At 59.7% G+C, this 19,670-nt stretch carries 22 protein-coding genes and 1 pseudogene; 15 read left to right on the forward strand and 8 right to left on the reverse strand.

Annotation, left to right across the window (positions count from 1 at the left end; all coding sequences use genetic code 11):
• Window positions 1-1,860, reverse strand: a 1,860-nt coding sequence (locus tag SGR02S_RS12690; RefSeq protein WP_067110338.1) for a TonB-dependent receptor plug domain-containing protein, incomplete at its 3' end; no start/stop codon positions are given.
• A 225-nt stretch (window positions 1,861-2,085) separates the two neighbouring features.
• Here SGR02S_RS12690 and guaA point away from each other — a divergent pair.
• The 11 genes from guaA (at window position 2,086) to SGR02S_RS19670 (ending at window position 11,608) form a co-directional block, all read left to right on the forward strand.
• Window positions 2,086-3,663: a glutamine-hydrolyzing GMP synthase gene (gene guaA, locus SGR02S_RS12695; protein ID WP_067110341.1), complete on the forward strand. Its 1,578-nt coding sequence runs from the start codon at window positions 2,086-2,088 to the stop codon at window positions 3,661-3,663.
• Between the two features lie 304 nt (window positions 3,664-3,967).
• Window positions 3,968-5,170 (forward strand): tyrosine-type recombinase/integrase, encoded by a 1,203-nt coding sequence (locus SGR02S_RS20410; RefSeq protein ID WP_000954590.1) that lies wholly within the window; start codon window positions 3,968-3,970, stop codon window positions 5,168-5,170.
• 147 nt (window positions 5,171-5,317) lie between these two features.
• Window positions 5,318-5,539 (forward strand): helix-turn-helix transcriptional regulator, encoded by a 222-nt coding sequence (locus SGR02S_RS19650; protein WP_001179606.1) that lies wholly within the window; start codon window positions 5,318-5,320, stop codon window positions 5,537-5,539.
• Window positions 5,540-5,543: 4 nt separating this feature from the next.
• On the forward strand, window positions 5,544-6,371 hold the full coding sequence (locus tag SGR02S_RS12705) for a helicase RepA family protein (protein ID WP_001162384.1): 828 nt from the start codon (window positions 5,544-5,546) through the stop codon (window positions 6,369-6,371).
• Window positions 6,358-7,239, forward strand: coding sequence for a replication protein C, IncQ-type (repC, locus tag SGR02S_RS12710; RefSeq protein ID WP_000743064.1), 882 nt, complete (start codon window positions 6,358-6,360; stop codon window positions 7,237-7,239). Before SGR02S_RS12705 ends, repC begins: the two co-directional genes overlap by 14 nt.
• Before the next feature lie 1,032 nt (window positions 7,240-8,271).
• Complete coding sequence (locus SGR02S_RS19655) at window positions 8,272-8,460, forward strand: FitA-like ribbon-helix-helix domain-containing protein (protein WP_000024442.1); 189 nt, start codon at window positions 8,272-8,274, stop codon at window positions 8,458-8,460.
• A gap of 140 nt (window positions 8,461-8,600) precedes the next feature.
• A complete protein-coding gene (trbJ, locus tag SGR02S_RS12715) occupies window positions 8,601-9,380 on the forward strand; it encodes a P-type conjugative transfer protein TrbJ (protein WP_000836966.1) in 780 nt (259 codons plus the stop codon).
• A 12-nt stretch (window positions 9,381-9,392) separates the two neighbouring features.
• Window positions 9,393-9,629 carry an entry exclusion lipoprotein TrbK gene (trbK, locus tag SGR02S_RS19660; RefSeq protein ID WP_000718002.1) on the forward strand — a complete coding sequence of 79 codons (237 nt, stop codon included), beginning with the start codon at window positions 9,393-9,395 and terminating at the stop codon, window positions 9,627-9,629.
• A gap of 10 nt (window positions 9,630-9,639) precedes the next feature.
• Window positions 9,640-11,067: a P-type conjugative transfer protein TrbL gene (trbL, locus tag SGR02S_RS12720; RefSeq protein WP_001405816.1), complete on the forward strand. Its 1,428-nt coding sequence runs from the start codon at window positions 9,640-9,642 to the stop codon at window positions 11,065-11,067.
• Between the two features lie 4 nt (window positions 11,068-11,071).
• Window positions 11,072-11,320 (forward strand): hypothetical protein, encoded by a 249-nt coding sequence (locus SGR02S_RS19665; protein WP_000213809.1) that lies wholly within the window; start codon window positions 11,072-11,074, stop codon window positions 11,318-11,320.
• A gap of 63 nt (window positions 11,321-11,383) precedes the next feature.
• Window positions 11,384-11,608: a type I toxin-antitoxin system ptaRNA1 family toxin gene (locus SGR02S_RS19670; RefSeq protein ID WP_000211355.1), complete on the forward strand. Its 225-nt coding sequence runs from the start codon at window positions 11,384-11,386 to the stop codon at window positions 11,606-11,608.
• A gap of 36 nt (window positions 11,609-11,644) precedes the next feature.
• Here the strand turns inward: SGR02S_RS19670 and SGR02S_RS19675 are convergent, their stop codons facing one another.
• The 5 genes from SGR02S_RS19675 to SGR02S_RS12740 form a co-directional block, all read right to left on the reverse strand.
• Window positions 11,645-11,848: a hypothetical protein gene (locus tag SGR02S_RS19675; protein ID WP_000131871.1), complete on the reverse strand. Its 204-nt coding sequence runs from the start codon at window positions 11,846-11,848 to the stop codon at window positions 11,645-11,647.
• Window positions 11,849-11,962: 114 nt separating this feature from the next.
• Complete coding sequence (arsB, locus tag SGR02S_RS12725) at window positions 11,963-13,030, reverse strand: ACR3 family arsenite efflux transporter (RefSeq protein WP_001272375.1); 1,068 nt, start codon at window positions 13,028-13,030, stop codon at window positions 11,963-11,965.
• Window positions 13,027-13,533 carry an arsenate reductase ArsC gene (locus SGR02S_RS12730; RefSeq protein WP_000140066.1) on the reverse strand — a complete coding sequence of 169 codons (507 nt, stop codon included), beginning with the start codon at window positions 13,531-13,533 and terminating at the stop codon, window positions 13,027-13,029. The genes arsB and SGR02S_RS12730 overlap by 4 nt, the downstream gene beginning before the upstream one ends.
• Window positions 13,530-14,297, reverse strand: coding sequence for an arsenical resistance protein ArsH (gene arsH, locus SGR02S_RS12735; protein ID WP_001239389.1), 768 nt, complete (start codon window positions 14,295-14,297; stop codon window positions 13,530-13,532). The genes SGR02S_RS12730 and arsH overlap by 4 nt, the downstream gene beginning before the upstream one ends.
• On the reverse strand, window positions 14,294-14,626 hold the full coding sequence (locus SGR02S_RS12740) for an ArsR/SmtB family transcription factor (RefSeq protein WP_000447876.1): 333 nt from the start codon (window positions 14,624-14,626) through the stop codon (window positions 14,294-14,296). Before SGR02S_RS12740 ends, arsH begins: the two co-directional genes overlap by 4 nt.
• 147 nt (window positions 14,627-14,773) lie before the next feature.
• Here SGR02S_RS12740 and SGR02S_RS12745 point away from each other — a divergent pair, with 147 nt between their 5' ends.
• The 3 genes from SGR02S_RS12745 (at window position 14,774) to SGR02S_RS12755 (ending at window position 17,436) form a co-directional block, all read left to right on the forward strand.
• On the forward strand, window positions 14,774-15,511 hold the full coding sequence (locus tag SGR02S_RS12745) for a recombinase family protein (RefSeq protein ID WP_001366550.1): 738 nt from the start codon (window positions 14,774-14,776) through the stop codon (window positions 15,509-15,511).
• A complete protein-coding gene (locus SGR02S_RS12750) occupies window positions 15,508-15,732 on the forward strand; it encodes a hypothetical protein (protein WP_000743213.1) in 225 nt (74 codons plus the stop codon). The genes SGR02S_RS12745 and SGR02S_RS12750 overlap by 4 nt, the downstream gene beginning before the upstream one ends.
• Before the next feature lie 210 nt (window positions 15,733-15,942).
• Window positions 15,943-17,436: an IS91-like element ISCR2 family transposase gene (locus SGR02S_RS12755; RefSeq protein ID WP_001120888.1), complete on the forward strand. Its 1,494-nt coding sequence runs from the start codon at window positions 15,943-15,945 to the stop codon at window positions 17,434-17,436.
• Window positions 17,437-17,671: 235 nt separating this feature from the next.
• On the opposite strand, the pseudogene SGR02S_RS12760 reads toward SGR02S_RS12755, so the two are convergent.
• Both SGR02S_RS12760 and sul2 read right to left on the reverse strand, forming a co-directional pair.
• Window positions 17,672-17,914: pseudogene (locus SGR02S_RS12760) on the reverse strand (phosphoglucosamine mutase); the annotation flags it as partial.
• Window positions 17,915-18,000: 86 nt separating this feature from the next.
• Window positions 18,001-18,816 (reverse strand): sulfonamide-resistant dihydropteroate synthase Sul2, encoded by an 816-nt coding sequence (sul2, locus tag SGR02S_RS12765; RefSeq protein ID WP_001043260.1) that lies wholly within the window; start codon window positions 18,814-18,816, stop codon window positions 18,001-18,003.
• Window positions 18,817-19,165: 349 nt separating this feature from the next.
• On the opposite strand from sul2, the gene SGR02S_RS12770 reads away from it, so the two are divergent.
• Window positions 19,166-19,654: a GFA family protein gene (locus SGR02S_RS12770; protein WP_067110344.1), complete on the forward strand. Its 489-nt coding sequence runs from the start codon at window positions 19,166-19,168 to the stop codon at window positions 19,652-19,654.
• Window positions 19,655-19,670 lie beyond the last annotated feature (16 nt).

The following is a 19,670-nucleotide window of genomic DNA, read 5'->3' on the forward strand; positions in this document are numbered from 1 at the left end:
TTCGCCCCGGGGCGCCGCGCTGCCGTCAGGCGGCGGCGCATCGGCCCCCTCCGCACCGCGGCGTCCGCCGGCCCGGCCGCCGCCGCCTTCGCTCGCGGCCGCTTCCTTCTGCCCGAAGCTCGCGCCATAGTTGATCCCCCAGCGGATCTGCGAATTGGTCGCGCGATCGAAATTGACCGGCCGCTGGTCGAGCGCGATCAGCGTGCCGCTGCCGTCGCGGACCACGCGGCCGGGGAACGCCGCCTCGATCTCCGGCGTCAGCAGCGGGAAACTGTTCGCGGTGTCGAGGCTGCGGTTGCGGTTATAGTCGATCGAGAAGCGCAGCCCGTCGACCATCGGTACGTTCCAGTTGAGCCCGATCTTCAGGTCGCGGCGCTGCTCGGCGAGCAGGAACGGGTTGCCGCCGGTGGTCGTCGTGATCTGCACCGTCTGACCGGTCGCGAAGTCGTAATAGGTGACCGCGGGCGTCACCAGCGGCGCCGCGCCGAGCTGCGTCATGCTGGGCGCCGCCTCGTCGCTCGCGAAGCTCGCGAGCAGCGACAGGTTGCCGGTCAGGCCCCAGTTGAGCGTCGCGCCCCAGCTCTTGAGCGCGGAAAAGTCGCTCGGCCGCTCGACCTCGGCGTTGAGGGTCAGCGACAGGCGGCCGAGCTTGCCGACCTCGTAATCGGGATCGAGCAGCGGCACGGTCAGCGACCCGAAGACGCTGGGGGTGTCGCGCGCCAGATCAGTGACGGTGATCGTGCCGCCCCGTTCGGAACGGCTGTCGAAGCGTGATCCGGTGTAGCTGCCGGTGATCGAGGCGCGGATCGGCCCGGCCCAGCCGTCGATCACGCTGCCCGAGATGTTGGCGTTGCCACCGAAGCTCTGCTGGCTGCTGTCGAAGCGGTCGCTCGTGCCGCCGAGGCGATCGGTGAAGATGCGCTGGTCGGCATCGGAATAATTGCCGGTCGCCGACCAGCGCCAGTCGCCGAGCATGCCGTTGACGCTCGCCGAGCTCGTCCAGTTCTGGGTGCGGCTGTCGCGGCGCAGCGGATCGCCCGCACCGCCGGCACCGGGGCCGAGCAGGCTGAGGCTGTCGGTCTGGTCGAAGCGCAGGCTGACCGACGCCTCGGTCACCTTGTCGATGCCGCGCACCAGCGTGCCGTCGATGACATAGGTGTCGCTGGCGGGCGACAGACTGCGCGCCTCCGCGTCGGCGACGCTGCCGGTGACCGGAATCAGGTCGCGGTCGCTTTCGCGCAGCATCGTCTGATGCTCCCAGCTCGCGTTGAGGTTGAGCCGGCCATTGTTGCCGATCGCCATGAAGGCGGGTTCGAGCTCGCTCTTGAACTGCCCGCCCTGCGTCGGGATACCCGCCTCCGCTTCCGCCGAAATCTGGCGGAAATCGGACTTGAGCACGAAATTGACGACGCGCTCGGTCGCGGCATAGCCATATTGCAGCGCGACCTGTTCGGGAAACACCTCGACCTTGGCGATGGCCTCCGGCGGGATGTTGCGGACCGCGCCGAAGCCGGAGATGCGCCGCCCGTTGACCAGGATCACCGGACGCCCGCCGCCGCGCCCGCGGCCCGACCGCGTCTGCGGTTCGAGCGCGTCGAGCAGTTCCGCGATCGACGACGCGCCATAGCTGGCGATATCGGCCTCATCGAGTTCGACCTCGGCCGCGAAATCGGTGTCGAGCTGCCCCGCCAGCCGCGGCGCGGTGACGACGATCTCGTCCTCATAGTCGTCGCCGAAATCGGAATCCGACTGCACCGAAACGGTATCGACGGGCTGGTCATCGACCGCCAGCGCGGGCGTCGCGGCTAGCGCCGTCGCCGCAAGCAGGGCCGAGCGGAGAGAGAGAGAAGGGCTTTTCATCGGGAGAGGCGCTTTCCGTTATCCGTATATCTTGTCTTGGTTTTTCCCTAGCAGCGGCGACTGAACGCGCCCTGACGAGGATTGGCACCGCGCGTTCATCTGGTCACAATTTGTCGCAACAATATGGCAGGGCATGCGAAGGGGGCGGTTTGCTTGTGGGCCGGCCCGGGCACGATGGCACGGCGACGGCTGGACAGCGAGGGCGCGCCTCTCTATCGGCCAGCCATGCAGACTCCAGCTCCCTCCGAATCCATCCTGATCGTCGACTTCGGCAGCCAGGTGACGCAGTTGATCGCGCGGCGCGTCCGCGAGGCCGGCGTCTATAGCGAGATCGTGCCGTTCGGCAGCGCCGAGGCCGCGCTCCAGCGCATGCAGCCGAAGGGCGTGATCCTGTCGGGCTCGCCCGCCTCTGTGCCCGCGGCGGGCAGCCCGCGCGCGCCGCAGGCGGTGTTCGACAGCGGCCTGCCGATCCTCGGCATCTGCTACGGCCAGCAGGTGATGAGCCAGCAGCTCGGCGGACAGGTCGAACCGGGGGGCAGCGACGGGACGCGCGACGGCGAGTTCGGCCGCGCCTTCCTGACCGTCACCGAGCCCTGCGTACTGTTCGACGGGCTATGGGAGGTCGGCGAGCGCCATCAGGTATGGATGAGCCACGGCGACCGCGTGACCGAGTTCGCGCCGGGTTTCCGCATCGTTGCGGTCAGCGACGGCGCGCCCTTCGCGCTGATCGCCGACGACGCGCGCCGCTATTACGGCACGCAGTTCCACCCCGAGGTCGTTCACACCCCCGACGGCGCGAAGCTGATCGCCAATTTCGTGCGCCACGTCTGCGGCTGCTCGGGCGACTGGACCATGGCCGAGTTCCGCGCGACCAAGATAGCCGAGATCCGCGCGAAGGTCGGCGACCAGCGCGTGCTGTGCGGCCTGTCGGGCGGCGTCGACAGCGCCGTCGCCGCGGTGCTGATTCACGAGGCGATCGGCGAGCAACTGACCTGCGTCTTCGTCGACCACGGCCTCCTCCGCCTCAACGAGCGCGAGCAGGTCGAAACGCTGTTCCGCGACCATTACAACATCCCGCTGGTGGTGGTGGATGCCGAGGCCCGCTTCATGGCCGGCCTCGCCGGCGTCACCGACCCCGAAAAGAAGCGCAAGTTCATCGGCGGCGAGTTCATCAACGTTTTCGAGGAAGAAGCGAAGAAGCTGGGAGGTGCCGACTTCCTGGCGCAGGGCACGCTCTATCCCGACGTGATCGAATCGGTGTCCTTCACCGGCGGGCCGAGCGTGACGATCAAGAGCCACCACAATGTCGGCGGTCTGCCCGAACGCATGAACATGAAACTGGTCGAGCCGCTGCGCGAGCTGTTCAAGGACGAGGTTCGCCTGCTCGGCAAAGAACTCGGCCTGCCCGACATCTTCGTCGGCCGCCACCCCTTCCCCGGCCCCGGCCTCGCGATCCGCATCCCCGGCGAGGTGTCGAAGGAGCGCTGCGACATCCTGCGCAAGGCCGACGCCGTCTATCTGGAAGAGATTCGCGGCGCGGGCCTCTACGATGCGATCTGGCAGGCGTTCGCGGTGCTGCTGCCGGTCAAGACGGTCGGCGTGATGGGCGACGGGCGCACCTACGACCATGTCTGCGCGCTGCGCGCCGTGACCTCGACCGACGGCATGACCGCCGATATCTATCCCTTCGACGCAAGTTTCCTGTCGCGCTGCGCGACGCGGATCATCAACGAGGTGGAGGGGATCAACCGGGTGGTGTACGACTATACCTCGAAGCCGCCGGGAACGATCGAGTGGGAATGATTCCGCGTCTGGCACAGCCAGGCACCTGATGGCATGAAATGCCGCTAAGCCCGCGTAATTGCGGGCTTTTTTTTGTTTGTGTTTGGCACGATCTGGCAACGGGAGGAAGCGCCAAGCACCGTTTGAGCATGGCATTAAAGCTGGTATTATGGTTTGGCGATGCCATGATTGATGCCGATACCATGCTGCGTTCTTTTGTGTGTTCATGGTATTAATATTCTATAAGTTACTGTTTCGTAAGAAAAAATACGATAAATTCGAGATTTTTTCAGCATGGTATCGGAGACGAAGAAGGACAAGGTACATGCTGACCGATACCAAGCTGCGCAATCTCAAGCCCAGGGACAAACTCTACAAAGTGAATGACCGGGAAGGTCTCTATGTGGCAGTGACTCCAGCCGGCTCCATCTCGTTCCGTTACAACTACTCAATCAACGGTCGGCAGGAGACCATCACCTTTGGGCGTTATGGTGTCGGTGGCATCACCCTGGCCGAAGCCCGCGAGCTGTTGGGTGACGCCAAGAAGATGGTTGCGGCGGGCAAGTCGCCGGCCAAGGAGAAAGCCCGAGACAAGGCGCGGGTGAAAGATGCAGAGACGTTCGGTGCCTGGGCGGAGAAGTGGCTGCGTGGCTACCAGATGGCCGACTCCACCCGCGATATGCGCCGCTCGGTTTATGAGCGTGAGCTGAAGCCGAAATTCAGCAATCAGAAGCTGGTGGAGATCACCCACGAAGACTTGCGGGCGCTGGCTGATGCCATTGTTGAGCGAGGCGCACCGGCCACCGCCGTTCATGTGCGTGAAATCGTGTTGCAGGTATTTCGCTGGGCCATCGAGCGTGGGCAGAAGGTCGAAAACCCGGCAGAACTGGTGCGCCCAACAAGCATCGCTCGATTCGAGCCACGTGACCGAGCGTTGACGCCAGAAGAAATTGGGCTGATGTACCAGTACATGGAGCGAGTGGGCACAAGCCCAACAAACCGTGCGGCGGCCAAGCTGTTATTGCTGACGATGGTGCGCAAGAGCGAGCTGACCAATGCGACCTGGAGCGAGATCAATTTCAGCGAAGCGTTGTGGACGATTCCAAAGGAGCGGATGAAACGCCGTAACCCGCACCTGGTATTTCTGTCCCAGCAGGCTCTGGATATTTTCATTGCCATGAAAACCTTTGCCGGTGGTTCCGACTTCGTTTTGCCATCACGGTACGACTCGGATGCGCCGATGAGCGCTGCCACACTTAACCAGGTGCTGACGCTGACTTACAAGGCGGCGCAGAAAGATGGGAAGTCACTTACCAAGTTCGGACCGCATGATTTGCGGCGCACAGCCAGCACGCTGTTGCATGAGGCCGGCTACAACACCGACTGGATCGAGAAGTGCCTGGCGCACGAGCAGAAGGGCGTGAGGGCTGTCTACAACAAGGCTGAGTACCGCGAGCAGCGGGCGGCGATGTTGCAGGATTGGGCCGATATGATTGATGAGTGGACTTCGGGAGGCAGTAAGGGTTGATGTTTTTGCTATCTTTGATAGCATTGAAGTTGATGCCGTGAATTTATAAATAAGGCCGCCATTGGCATCGGGCAGGTCAATTACCGATTAGCTGCTTCGCGCAGCTACTCGATGAATAGCAACTATTCATTTGAGAGGTATTGACCCATGCAAAATATAAAGACCCTCATCAACAGGAAGAAGCTCCTGGAGATGATCCCGCTTTCGACACGAACAATTTATAACCTGGAGCAGCGAGGGGATTTTCCACGCCGTATCGCGTTAACCAGTAGAAATGTCGCCTGGGATTTGTCAGAGGTCGAAGAGTGGATTGAGGCACGTAAATCATCGGGTGATCAAGCTGCGCGACCTGGCCCTATAGAGGGCTAGTTATATGGCTCTTGATCTTATGGCGGCTTTCACGGAATTGCCGCCACCCATTGATTATGTTCTGCCTAATATGGTTGCTGGCACTGTTGGTGCTCTTGTGTCGCCTGGTGGGGCTGGTAAATCCATGTTGGCCCTTCAATTGGCTGCACAGATTGCAGGCGGGCCTGATTTACTTGAAATAGGCGAGTTTCCCACCGGGCAAGTGGTCTATCTGCCTGCTGAAGATCCACCGGCCGCTATTCACCATCGTCTGCACGCCCTTGGGGCACACCTCAGCGCAGCGGAACGGCAAGCCGTGGCTGATGGTTTGCTCATTGAACCCTTGATCGGTAAATGCCCAAACATCATGGCTGCTAGCTGGTTCGATGCTCTCAAACGAGCCGCTGAAGGTCGTCGCTTGATGATCTTGGACACTTTGCGGCGCTTCCACATTGAGGAGGAGAACGCTAGCGGGCCGATGGCGCAGGTTGTTGGGCACATGGAGGCCATAGCCGCTGATACAGGCTGCTCCATTGTGTTTCTGCACCACGCGAGTAAAAGCGCAGCCATGATGGGGTCGGGCGATCAACAGCAGGCCAGTCGTGGATCGTCCGTACTGGTTGATAACATCCGTTGGCAATCGTACCTATCCGGCATGACGCAAGGCGAGGCCGAGATACTGGGGGTCGATGATTGTCAGCGTGGGTATTTTGTCCGCTTTGGCGTCAGCAAGGCCAACTATGGCGCACCTTTTCAAGAACTCTGGTTTAGACGGCACGACGGCGGCGTGTTGAAGCCTGCTGTACTGGAGCGGCAGTGCAAGGTGAAAAGGAGACAGCGTGAAGAAGCCTAAGCATGACCTGACCCACGTCCGACATGATCCCGCGCACTGTTTGGCACCTGGCCTGTTCCGCAGCCTCAAGCGTGGCGATCGCAAACGCTGCAAGCTGGACGTGACCTACACCTTTGGCGAGGACGAATCCATGCGTTTCGTCGGATTCGAACCTCTCGGGGCCGATGATATGCGTCTTTTGCAAGGCATCGTGGCCCTTGGCGGCCCGAACGGCATCTTGCTAACCCCGGAACCGACCAGTGAGACGGGGCGACAGCTACGGCTATTCCTTGAACCCCGTTTCGAAGCCATTGAGCAAGACGGCTTGGTGGTTCGTGAGAGCCTGACCAAACTGCTCTCAGAAACGGGCATGACGGATAGCGGCGACAACATCAAGGCGCTCAAAGCCAGCCTGCTGCGCATGTCGAACGTCACCATCCTTGTGACGAAGGGACGGCGGCAAGCCGCGTTCCACCTGATGAGTCATGCTTTTGACGAGACGGACGGCAGGCTATGGGTTGCCCTGAATCCGCGTATTGCCGAAGCGATCCTGGGGCATCGTCCATATGCCCGTATCGACATGGCGGAAGTGCGGGTGCTACAGACTGATCCGGCACGGCTGATGCACCAACGGCTATGCGGCTGGATCGACCCCGGCAAATCCGGGCGCGTGGAACTGGACACGCTTTGCGGCTATGTCTGGCCAGATGAAGCCAATGCCGAAGCTATGAAAAAACGCCGTCAGACTGCCCGGAAGGCACTGGCCGAACTTGCCGCCGTGGGTTGGGTAGTGAACGAATACGCCAAGGGAAAATGGGAGATCAAGAGGCCTGGCCCCACGGCAACTGCACCCGTTTACCGTCGTAACGTTCCCTTGTTACCGTCGTAACGCTCCCCTTCTGCCGTCGTAACGTTCCCCGTCCCAATTTGGAAAACCCAGACGGTGCGCTGCTTTGCGGGCAGTTTGGGAAATCCATCCAAGATTATCTAAAGATAATCCATCATGCGCGGTGCAGCTCGCGCCTTGAGGGCGCGTTCTGACCTTGCCAATAAAGCCCTGGCGGGCTTTATCAATCGGCCATAGGCCGATGGTTTAACGCCAAGAAGAGAAGGCGGCTTCAGTGGCCGCTGAAACGCCTTGTGAGAGGGGAAAACAACCCGGAGTCCCTTATTCCATGAGCTGAAGCAGAATCTGCGTCTAACGGTGCTGGAGGGCCGCTGTGTGCACTTGTAGTTATCTGTACTGAAACCTTGGCTCGAAACGTGAAATGGCTAAGCAGTGCCCATTCGTTCGGTAAGAATAATAAGAAGATTATTATTCTTATTATTACCAAGCAGGAATGAGCCGTGTGTGTTGGACGCCCATAACCAGTAACCTGCGTGAAGGTGTCAACATCAGGAAAGGTTGCCCCTCAAGTATCAATACGTCGCCTTAGTGGTATGACGGGAGGGGAGGCAAATTTCTTGTGTTCATTGACACTTGAGGGGCGGGTTATGCCCTTCTTTTTTGGCGTCCAACTCGCCCCATCGGGGCGAATGGTTTGTGTCGATTGTTGGCATTTTAGGTTCCGATTTAAAGCCGATTGAGCAGCGATTTTGAAGCGACTATGTCGATTGCAGGCCGATTTGGTGACGATTACGGTTATGTTGCCAAGAATCGGTGTTTGTTTGACGATAAAACGCTTTACGTTCGATATGCGCTAGATTTTCAATAGTGGGTGAAATGCGGGCAGGATGGGTGAAGTTAGCTAACCGGCAAGCCGGTTATCTATCTTCACTGTCCCTTATTCGCGCCGGGGGCACTCAACGGGAATCCTGCCCTGCGGGGCTGATCGGCTACCGCCGGTTGCAAGAGTATAGGTCTTGCTATTTTTAATATCTTTGATAGCATGGTTGTCGGGTACACCAAAAGGGTATTGATATGGCAAATGTGCTTATCAGGAATTTACCCGCCGAGGTGCACCGTGCGTTGAAAGTTCGAGCAGCGCTCAACGATAGGAGCACCGACGCGGAAATACGCGAAATACTGACGGCGGCAGTACAGCCGCTAGAGCTTGAAGAGATTGGCCGGGAAGTTGGCTTGTCCGAAAGCGATAAAAAAACAGAGTAGTTTTACGTTTGTAAGTCCGGGCCTCAGCGCCAAGGGCAATACCGATCAGCTAGTGGCGTAGCTCTTCGATGAAACGTTGCCGAGAACAAGCACAACGCTTGGTCAAGGTAATGCCTTCTTTTCATCGACGGAGTACGACCATGAAGTCCAAAATTTTAGCGGCTAAAAAAACCGCTCTAGCCGTTGCACTCGCAACCGGCTTTATCACCACTACCACCGCCCCTGTGCAAGCTGGTATCCCCGTCATCGACGGCGGCAACCTGGCCCAGAACATCATGACGGCCATCGAGTCGGTGGCGCAGACGCTCAAGCAGATTGAGCAGTACCAGACCCAGTTGCAGCAGTACGAAAATCAGCTCCAGAACACGATGGCCCCAGCCGCGTATATCTGGGATCAGGCGCAGACTACGATCAACCGGCTGATTGCCGCGCAAAACACGCTGGCCTATTACGAGAACCAGCTAGGCAGCCTGGATCGTTACCTGGCCAAGTTTCAGGACGTGGCCTATTACCGCAGCTCGCCATGCTTCAACGGCAGCGGCGGATGCACGCCGGCCGAAAAGGCAGCGATGGAAGAGAACCGCCGCCTGGCGTCAGAGTCGCAAAAGAAGGCCAACGATGCCCTGTTCCAGACCGTTGCCGACCAGCAAAAGGCTTTGAAGGATGACGCCCGTACCCTGGAGCGGCTGCAAGGCGCGGCCCAGGGTGCAACTGGCCAGCTACAGGCCATCGGCTACGCCAACCAGCTCGCCAGCCAGCAGGCCAATCAGCTCTTGCAGATTCGCACCATGTTGACCGCCCAACACAACGCGGAGGCAGCCCGGATTGCAGCAGAACTCGATGCCGAGGCGCGAGGTGATGCCAGGGCCGAGCAAATGCGTACCTGGACGTTTCGCCCGAGTCCGGCAGACAACTACTAGGGAGGCGGTGAGATGAAAAAAATCTTTTTTACTACCGCGGCTACGTTGCTGTTGTTGGCTGGATGTGAACAGGAAAGGATGCCCGAACCAAATGCGGCGACGTGTGCCCCCGATGCGTTCCAGGCAGCACTGAATGAAATGCGCAGCGAAGCGAACCGAGAGGCCTTTACCGAGGAATGCAGAGCATTCCAGAAGGCCAAGCAGATGCGTCAGTGGGAGTTCAAGCCCAGCCCTAAAGATGATTATTGAGGTGGTCGCCATGAGAAAGAAAATTGCTCTAGGTGGCTTGATGATGGTCGCCACAATGGTGCTGGCTGAACCTGCAATGGCGCAGGAGCTAAGTAGCAGCGGTGTTATGAATGATGTGCTCAAGCGTTTTCATGATGCTGCCGCAACATGGGGGCCAGCTATTGAGTCCGCTGCATCGCGTTTGTTCTGGACGCTGGTTGTGATTTCGATGGTCTGGACATTCGGCATGATGGCTTTGCGCAAGGCCGACATTGGCGAGTTCTTCGCGGAGTTCGTTCGCTTCACGATCTTCACCGGCTTTTTCTGGTGGTTGCTGACGAATGCGAACCAGGGCATGAATATCGCCGGTACGATTGTTCAGTCATTGCAAACTCTGGGCGCGCAGGCGGGGGGACTTTCCAATAGCAATCTTGGGCCCTCCAGCATCCTTGATCTTGGTTTCGAGTTATACAACCGCACAGTACAGGCCACCTCGGAGCTGGGATGGCGGCAGATGGCAACTGCTCTGGTCATGGAGCTAATGGCCCTGGCTGTTTTGTTTGTCCTGGCGTTGATTGCGGTCAACCTGTTGCTGTTGCTCGCATCAGCCTGGATTCTGTTGTATGCCGGTGTGTTCTTCCTTGGCTTTGGTGGAAGTCGTTGGACTTCCGACATGGCGATCAATTACTACAAGACCGTGCTGGGCCTGGCCGCACAGCTTATGGCAATGGTGCTTCTGGTTGCGATTGGCAAAGAGTTCATCAATCACTACTACACGCAAATCAGCGAGAACATGGCATCCCAGGAACTGGCCGTGATGTTGGTTATATCGGTCATCTTGCTTTTCTTGGTCAACAAAGTTCCGCCGATGATTTCTGGTCTTGTGTCTGGTGGTGGTATTGGCGCAGCCGGTGGAATTGGAAACTTCGGTGCGGGTGCGGCAGTTGGGGCGGCGGTGACGGCGGCCAGTATGGCAACTGGCGGCGCTGCCCTGGCAGGTAAAGCGGTTATGGGTGCCGCAGCCGGTGCAGCCGGAGGTGCAAGTGCACTCCAAGCGGCTTTTCAGAAAGCATCAGCGAGTATGGAAACCGGCGGTGACATGTCCAGCATGGGGTCAGTTGTCAGCAGTGGCGGAAACGGTGGTGGTGAAGCGGGTACTGCTGGCAGTAGCCCATTCGCCCAAGCGGCTGGCTTTGGTGACAGCGGCAGTAGCTCAAGCGGTGGCGGCTTTGCCAAGGCCGCGAAGCTGGCCACAGGCACGGCCTCCGAGTTAGCCAAGGGTGTCGGCTCTCAAGTGAAGCAGGGATTCCAGGAGCGAGTGAGCGAAACCACAGGCGGAAAACTGGCTGCTTCGATACGCGAAAGCATGGAGCCGAAAGAAGCAAGCCAATCTGGCCAGTTCGAGGGCAATAGCTTGGGCGCCGATTCTGGCCCAGATAGTAACGAAGTCAGGAGTTAGCACGATGACGACATCAACATACATGGCCGCATTGGCGGCCCTGGATGAAGCGCCAAGGGAAGAAGTCAGCCAGGTATTTATTTCGCCGCTGGGTGATCAATCGACCGAGGTCGATGCAGAGACAGAAACAGCCGCTTTTGTATCACGGCCAGACCCTATGAGAGAGAGCGAAACTAAGCCGATAAGTATTGAGGTTAATGGCGGCAGGAATGAGCGGTCAGCATTCGCGGAGGCGGCGGGGCTGTACCTGTAGGCGCACCGGGCTGGCCACAACCAGCCCGGCACTTTCAATCAACACCTACTGGAGAGGTGAATTATGACAACACAACATATTATCGAACCAGGGCAAGCAGTGCATCAAGCAGCGGCTATTCTTTCTTCTTTGGAGTACATCAACCAAGCGGAAGCGCGGAGCCTTGGGCCATTGGCCGAAGCCGTCGCTAATGCTTTTATGGTGGTGTACTACCAAGCTGAAACGGGCCGGGCGACACAGGCTGATTTTCAAGAAGCAATGAACGCCTTGCGCCAAGCGTGCAGCTAATGACGAAAGGGCGGCCACTCGAACTGGCCGCCTTTTTCAATCTTCACTGTTTGGCCATTCCCGACCCACAGACGGCGCATCCATCCATTCGCGTTCCTCCGGCGGCAGCGGGTAAGCCCCGGATGCTTCCGCGTCGGCCAGTAGTTCGGCCAGTGTGTAGCGCACCCGACCAGTGGAAACGGCGCGGGCCGGGTCGGCCTTCTCATGCAGCCTGTTCTCTAGGTTCTTTGGGTCTGTCATCGGGCGACCTCAGCAAGCATGGATACTAGGTGTTCCAGGTCAGTGATCGAATGCGCCAGGAAGCGGCCGGCGCGGCAATCTGCAATCATTTCCTCAGTTTTTTCCTACTCATGTTCAACCTCGTTCGTACCAGCTCTTCGAGCGATTCACCACGCGCACGACCAGCAGCATCACCGGCACTTCGACCAGGACGCCGACCACGGTTGCCAATGCAGCGCCGGAGTGCAGACCGAACAAGCTGATGGCGGCCGCCACGGCCAGCTCGAAGAAGTTGCTGGCACCGATCAGGGCCGAAGGACAGGCGACAGAGTGCTTTTCCCCCGCCCGCTTGTTCAGCCAGTAGGCTAACCCGGAATTGAAGAACACTTGAATCAAGATCGGCACGGCTAGCATGGCGATCACTAACGGCTGCCGGATGATGGCCTCGCCCTGGAAGGCGAACAGTAGAACCAACGTCAGCAGCAGCGCGGCCATCGACCACGGCCCGATCTTCTGCATGGCCCGTTCAAAGGCGGCCTGTCCTTGCTTGAGCAGATGCCGCCGCAAGAGCTGCGCCAGGATCACCGGCACGATGATGTAGAGCACGACCGAAATCAGCAGCGTGTCCCAAGGCACCGAGATCGAGGACATGCCCAGCAGCAGGCCGACGATGGGCGCGAAGGCCACGATCATGATGGCGTCGTTCAGAGCCACTTGCGAGAGCGTGAAAAGCGGGTCGCCGTTGGTAAGGCGGCTCCACACGAACACCATTGCCGTGCAGGGCGCGGCGGCCAGCAAGATCAAGCCCGCGATGTAGCTGTCCAGTTGATCGGCCGGCAGGAACGGAGCGAACACTTGTCGGATGAACAGCCACCCCAGCAGGGCCATCGAGAATGGCTTGACGGCCCAATTCACGAACAGCGTGACGCCGATGCCGCGCCAATGCTCTTTGACCTGGTGCAGCGCCCCGAAGTCGATCTTGACCAGCATCGGGACGATCATTACCCAAATCAGCAGGCCCACCGGCAAATTGACCTGGGCCACTTCCATGCGGCCTATGGCCTGGAACACGTCAGGAAGGCCCTGGCCGAGCGCAACACCGGCGACGATGCACAGGGCCACCCACAGCGTCAGGTAACGCTCGAAGCCGCTCATCGGGGCCTGGCGCGGCTTCGCGGCGATGGCCTGTGCGCCGGCGCTCATGCTTCCTGCTCGGTCTTGCCGATGTTCGCCAGCTCGCGCTTGATGGCCGTCTGGTCAAGCATTTTGAGAGGCAGATTCACGAACAGGCGGACGCGGTTCATCATGTGCCGGAAGGTTTGTTCGAAGGCCCGGCGCTTCTCGGCGTCAGTGCCTTCGACGGCGGCCGGGTCTTCAAATCCCCAATGCGCCGAGATCGGCTGACCAGGCCACACCGGACACATTTCGCCGGCGGCGTTGTCGCAGACGGTGATGATGAAGTCCATCTTCGGTGCGTCGGGCGTGGCGTACTCGTCCCAGCTCTTGCTGCGCAGATTCTCGGTCGGGTAATTCACCGACTCCACCTTTTCGACGGCGAAGGGATTGACCTTGCCGGTTGGGTGACTGCCGGCGCTGTAGGCGCGGAAGCGCCCTTGCCCCATCGTGTTGATGAGAGCTTCGGCCATGATGCTGCGCGCCGAATTGCCGGTGCAGAGGATGAGGACGTTATAGATTCTTTCGGTCATGATGTTTCGCTTTCTGGTAGTGGCTGGGGAGCAATGGCGATGGATGAAAGATCGGTGGCCTCGTCGATGACGTGGCCGGCCGCTTTCCGTTCGGAATAGCGGTCTGTCAGTGCTTCACGGTGCGGCCGTACCAGCGCCGTGAAGCGCACCAGTTCTTCCATCACATCGGCTATTCGGTCGTAGTACGGCGAGGGCTTCATGCGGCCCGCCGCGTCGAACTCTTGGAACGCTTTGGCGATACTCGACTGGTTCGGAATGGTGAACATTCGCATCCAGCGGCCGAGCAGACGCAAGGTGTTCACGGCGTTGAAGCTCTGCGAGCCGCCGGATACCTGCATCACGGCCAGGGTGCGGCCTTGGGTCGGCCGGATGCCGGCCATTTCAAGCGGCAGATGGTCAATCTGCGCCTTCATGACACTGGTAATCTGACCGTGGCGTTCCGGGCTGCACCAGACTTGTCCCTCTGACCACTCGGACAGGGCGCGCAGCTCCTTGACGGCCGGGTGATCGTCGCTTTGCACTTGATCGGGCAACGGCAAATCGGACGGGTCGAAGATGCGTGTTTCTGCGCCAAAGAATTGCAGCAGCCGGGCCGCTTCCTCGACGGCCAGCCGTGAGAACGAGCGGGCGCGCAGCGAGCCATACAGCAGCAGGATACGCACCGGCGGGGCGTCGGGTGCCAGCCCGAGCGCCGGGCGCTCGATGGCAAAGGATTTGTCCAAAGCGGGCAAAGAATCGGGGTCGGAAAGATGGCGAAGTCTCATGCCAACACCTTCCCGGCTTCCGTGGTGCAAGACAGGTTGCACACCTGGCCGCCGCAGCAGTTTTCCGTGAGAAAGGCCACCAGGTTAGTGGCCGTCGAAAAGTTCGCCTCGTAGATCACAAATCGGCCTTCTTGCCGCGACGTGACCATGCCGGCGTGTGCCAGCTCTTTCAGGTGGAAGGATAGCGAAGACGGCGGGATGCCGGCCGCTTCGCTGATTTTTCCGGCGGCCATGCCGGCGGGGCCGGCCTGGACGAGAAGCCGGAACACCGCGAGGCGCGATTCTTGAGCGATGGCCGCCAGGGCGGCTACAGCATTTATCGTTTCCATGTTTCAATAATAGTCGAAATATGGAGTGTGCTCAATAGCTCATTTAAGCTGTAAAAATGAGCTAGGCGCATTTAGATCGATATGTGATAAATTGGCCTGCCAGTTTAAGATGGGTGCATTTGAGTATGCCCAAAGGAGCCCGCAAGTATGCGCAGGACGAAGCCAGTAGCCGCGCCGATGGTGGCGCGGGTCTATCTGCGCGTCAGCACCGACGCGCAGGACTTGGAACGCCAAGAGGCGATCACTACGGCCGCGAAGGCCGCCGGCTACTACGTCGCCGGCATCTACCGTGAGAAGGCATCCGGCGCACGCGCCGACCGGCCTGAGCTGCTGCGCATGATCGGCGACCTACAGCCCGGCGAGGTGGTCATTGCCGAGAAGATCGACCGCATCAGCCGCCTACCTTTGCCCGAGGCCGAGCGCCTGGTGGCCTCGATACAGGCCAAAGGCGCACGCCTGGCCGTCCCTGGCGTGGTCGATCTATCCGACCTGGCGGCCGAGGCCCAGGGCGTCGCCAAGATCGTGCTGGAAGCCGTGCAGATCATGCTTTTTCGCCTGGCCTTGCAGATGGCCCGCGACGACTACGAGGACAGGCGCGAACGCCAGCGCCAAGGCATTGAGTTGGCCCGCCAGGCCGGGCGGTACAAGGGCCGCCGTGCTGATCCGAAGCGCCGCGCCCAAGTTGTCGCGCTGCGCAAGTCCGGCTACAGCATCAACAAGACCGCCGAGCTGGCCGGGTACAGTGCGGCCCAGGTGAAACGGATATGGGCCGAGGTCAGCCAGGCCGAAGCGAAGCAGCACGGCGCGTTCGTGGAGGACGCATTGACGGAAGCCGATGCCCTGGCCGCTGTCGGCCAGGATGAGCGCCAGGAGGAAAGGGCATGAAGAAGCCGAACCAAGACGACGAGCCGTTTTTCATCACCGAGGAGATTGCGGCCGAAATGATCGCCGGCGGCTATGAGTTCGAGCTGCCGCCCATTCCTTGCACCATCCGCCTACGCGACGTGCTGGAGCGCATGACCGATGCTGAGCTAGCATTGCAGCCGGGCGAGATCGCCGACCAGGAGCGTGAACGCTGCCGGCGCAAGCCGTGTTCAACCTCATGATCTGGTCATGGTATTTTTCATGGCACTGAGCCTGATAGTTCTTGCAAATTGTTGTCACTAAAGGGTTTTGTGTGCTTGTTTACAATCGAGTGGGAGTGACGGGCACTGGCTGGCAATGTCTAGCAACGGCAGGCATTTCGGCTGAGGGTAAAAGAACTTTCCGCTAAGCGATAGACTGTATGTAAACACAGTATTGCAAGGACGCGGAACATGCCTCATGTGGCGGCCAGGACGGCCAGCCGGGATCGGGATACTGGTCGTTACCAGAGCCACCGACCCGAGCAAACCCTTCTCTATCAGATCGTTGACGAGTATTACCCGGCATTCGCTGCGCTTATGGCAGAGCAGGGAAAGGAATTGCCGGGCTATGTGCAACGGGAATTTGAAGAATTTCTCCAATGCGGGCGGCTGGAGCATGGCTTTCTACGGGTTCGCTGCGAGTCTTGCCACGCCGAGCACCTGGTCGCTTTCAGCTGTAAGCGTCGCGGTTTCTGCCCGAGCTGTGGGGCGCGGCGGATGGCCGAAAGTGCCGCCTTGCTGGTTGATGAAGTACTGCCTGAACAACCCATGCGTCAGTGGGTGTTGAGCTTCCCGTTTCAGCTGCGTTTCCTGTTTGCCAGCCGGCCCGAGATCATGGGGTGGGTGCTGGGCATCGTTTACCGCGTCATTGCCACGCACCTGGTCAAGAAAGCGGGCCATACCCACCAAGTGGCCAAGACGGGCGCGGTCACCCTGATCCAGCGTTTTGGATCGGCGCTCAATCTGAATGTTCACTTCCACATGCTGTTTCTCGACGGTGTGTATGTCGAGCAATCCCACGGCTCAGCGCGTTTCCGCTGGGTCAAGGCGCCGACCAGCCCAGAGCTCACCCAGCTGACGCACACCATCGCCCACCGGGTGGGTCGCTATCTGGAACGGCAAGGCCTGCTGGAACGGGATGTCGAAAACAGCTATCTGGCCTCGGATGCGGTGGATGACGACCCGATGACACCCCTGCTGGGGCACTCGATCACTTACCGTATCGCTGTCGGTTCACAGGCGGGGCGAAAGGTGTTCACTTTGCAAACTCTGCCGACCAGTGGTGATCCGTTCGGTGACGGGATTGGCAAGGTAGCCGGGTCCAGCCTGCACGCCGGCGTGGCGGCCAGGGCCGATGAACGCAAGAAGCTCGAACGGCTGTGCCGGTACATCAGCCGCCCGGCGGTATCCGAGAAGCGGCTGTCGTTAACACGAGGCGGCAACGTGCGCTACCAGCTCAAGACGCCGTACCGGGACGGCACCACGCACGTCATTTTCGAACCATTGGATTTCATTGCAAGGCTGGCCGCCCTGGTACCGAAGCCCAGAGTCAACCTAACCCGCTTCCACGGGGTGTTCGCACCCAACAGTCGGCACCGGGCGTTGGTCACGCCGGCAAAACGGGGCAGGGGCAACAAGGTCAGGGTGGCTGATGAACCGGCAACACCAGCACAACGGCGAGCGTCGATGACATGGGCGCAACGGCTCAAGCGTGTTTTCAATATCGACATCGAGACCTGCAGCGGCTGCGGCGGCGCCATGAAAGTCATCGCCTGCATTGAAGACCCTATAGTGATCAAGCAGATCCTTGATCACCTGAAGCACAAAGCCGAAACCAGCGGGACCAGGGCGTTACCCGAAAGCCGGGCGCCACCGGCTGAGCTGCTCCTGGGTCTGTTTGACTGACGAGCCTGAAGGCCAACGATACCAATCAAAATGCTGCGTTCACAGCGCCGCGGCAGGGATCCGCCGTGCTGGTTGTCGGAAAAGGAGCCGCTAGTGGGAAAGAGGAGGGTAAATTTTCAGCGTTGCTGGCTCCCCGTCAGCCGGATTGGGTTGCATCGCAGGGGTGTCGAAAGAGTCAACTGCGGTCCAAAGCTGTTGGACTTGGGTGAAAAGGGCGTTTATTCTTCCTATACGTTGTCGGCAGCGGGCCAAAAAGGAATACGTCCATGCCCATCGAGGTGAAACCGGCTGTGAGCGCGGGTTCAAGCATATAGCCCGACAGGCGCGTATCCTTGCCGATCACGACACGATGGCGGTGGTCACCGCGACGAAAGACACGGCCAGCCGCCATGCCGACGCGCAAGGCGGTTTCCGCCGTCATCGCGCCTTCGTTGGCTTTGCCACGAATACCGTCTGTGCCGAAATATTTGCGCACCATAAGGTCGATTATCCTGTCGTCGGGTCGCCCTCAAAGGGGACATGCCTGCTGAACCGCGAATATAGAGAAATATCCCGAATGTGCAGTTAACGAATTCTTGCGGTTTCTTTCAGCGCCGCCAATACCGCCAGCCCGTCGCGCAAGGGGCGCGGCTCGTGTGTGCGGATGAAGTCAGCTCCACCTGCGGCGGCGGCAAGCTCTGCAGCGAGTGTCGCGGCCCCGACATCCCCCGGACCACGGCCTGTGAGCGCGCGCAGAAAGGATTTGCGCGAAACAGACAGAAGCACCGGCAAATCGAAGCGCAGCCGCAATTCATCGAACCGCGCCAGCACCGAGAGCGAGGTTTCGGGAGCAGCCCCCAGAAAAAACCCCATGCCGGGATCAAGGACAAGGCGGTTGCGTTTGATACCGGCACCCGTCAGCGCCGCGATGCGCGCGTCAAAGAACGCCGCAATGTGATCCATGATGTCGCCAGCGGGTGCCTCGCGCCGATCTGCCTGCCCGTCTTGCACCGAATGCATAACGACGAGTTTGGCAGATGATTTCGCCAATTGCGGATAGAACGCAGCGTCTGGAAAACCGCGAATATCATTGAGATAGGCCACACCACGCGACAAGGCATAGGCTTGCGTCGCGGGTTGATAACTGTCGAGCGAGACGGGAATGCCATCTGCCTTGAGCGCGTCCAGCACCGGCGCGATACGCGCGATTTCTGTGTCGGACGAAACAGGCGCGGCGTCGGGATTGCTGGATGCCGGACCGAGGTCGATCACATCTGCCCCCTCGGCCATCAGCTTACGCGCCTGCGCAATGGCTGCGTCTGGCGCCAGATACCGGCCTCCATCGGAGAAACTGTCCGAGGTTATGTTGACGATGCCGAAAATGATGAGCGATTTATTCATGGGGGCTTCTATAATAATAATAATCGAGCATGAGTCTCATACGGATGCTCGGGTCGAAAGGGAATCCCCAGGCGAGTAACCTGTTTGCGGTGATCCATTAGCTGCAGGAGCAGAAGAGCATACATCTGGAAGCAAAGCCAGGAAAGCGGCCTATGGAGCTGTGCGGCAGCGCTCAGTAGGCAATTTTTCAAAATATTGTTAAGCCTTTTCTGAGCATGGTATTTTTCATGGTATTACCAATTAGCAGGAAAATAAGCCATTGAATATAAAAGATAAAAATGTCTTGTTTACAATAGAGTGGGAGTGATCGGAAAGGGGACCATCCCGTCCGCATGAGGAGACGAAGAGGATGACCCCGACCCGCATCGAAACCGAAGCATCGGGTGGCTGCCAGTGCGGCGCGGTGCGCTATCATGCGTCGGCGATGCTCGACACGTCGCACATCTGCCATTGCCGCATGTGCCAGAAGGCGACGGGGCATTTCTTCGCGGCGCTGGTCGGCGTGCCGAAGGATGCGCTGCGCTGGACGCGCGGCACGCCTGCGATCTTCAACAGTTCCGACCAGGTCGAGCGCGGCTATTGCCGCGACTGCGGGACGCCGCTCTATTATGACTATCCGGAAAGCCGGCATCTGAGCGTCACGACCGGATCGCTCGACGAGCCCGCGCGCTTTCCGCCAAAAATGCAGTTCGGCATCGAGGCGCGGATGCCCTGGTTCGAGACGCTCGTCACGCTGCGCGAGGAAGGCACCACCGAGCAGACGATGTCGGGTATCGCCGAAGCCATCGCCGCGAGCAACCGCCAGCATCCCGATCACGACACCGAAAGCTGGCCCTGACAAGGCCGGCGTGGCG

The organism is Sphingopyxis granuli NBRC 100800, assembly GCF_001591045.1.
GTDB lineage: Bacteria > Pseudomonadota > Alphaproteobacteria > Sphingomonadales > Sphingomonadaceae > Sphingopyxis > Sphingopyxis granuli.